General features: G+C 65.9%; 1 protein-coding gene. It reads right to left on the reverse strand.

What is annotated here, in order from left to right:
• Positions 1-466, reverse strand: a 466-nt coding sequence (locus tag ENZ75_RS17810) for an aldehyde dehydrogenase family protein (protein WP_128278214.1), incomplete at both ends; no start/stop codon positions are given.

The raw sequence follows: 466 nt of genomic DNA on the forward strand, positions 1-466 counted from the left end.
CGATCTTCCAGGCCAGCATCAGCAACGGAAAGTTCCACGGGATGATCTGGCCGACGACGCCGACACCCCTATGGCCGGGGAAATCCCTGTCCAGCGCCTGCGCCCAGCCGGCATGGTGGATGAAATGGCGGATCGCCAGCGGCACGTCGATATCGCGGCTTTCGCGGATCGGCTTGCCGTTGTCGATAGTCTCAAGCACCGCGAACAGGCGCTGATGCCGCTGCATGGCGCGGCCGATGGCATAGAGTACTTTGGCACGCTGATAGCCTGAGGCTGCCGACCACTTCGGCAGCGCCTTGGCGGCGGCCGCAACCGCCGCGTCGATATCGGCGGCATTGGCGTCCGAGACCTCGGCCAGCAGCTTGCCGGAAGACGGCTCGCTGGTCTCGAAGGTCTTGCCGCCGGCAGCGGCTTTCCAGTCGCCGCCGATGAACAGCGCCTTGCCGAAATCGCGCGCGGCAAGCCA

The organism is Mesorhizobium sp. M7A.F.Ca.CA.002.04.1.1 (assembly GCF_004022805.1).
Classification (GTDB): domain Bacteria; phylum Pseudomonadota; class Alphaproteobacteria; order Rhizobiales; family Rhizobiaceae; genus Mesorhizobium; species Mesorhizobium ciceri.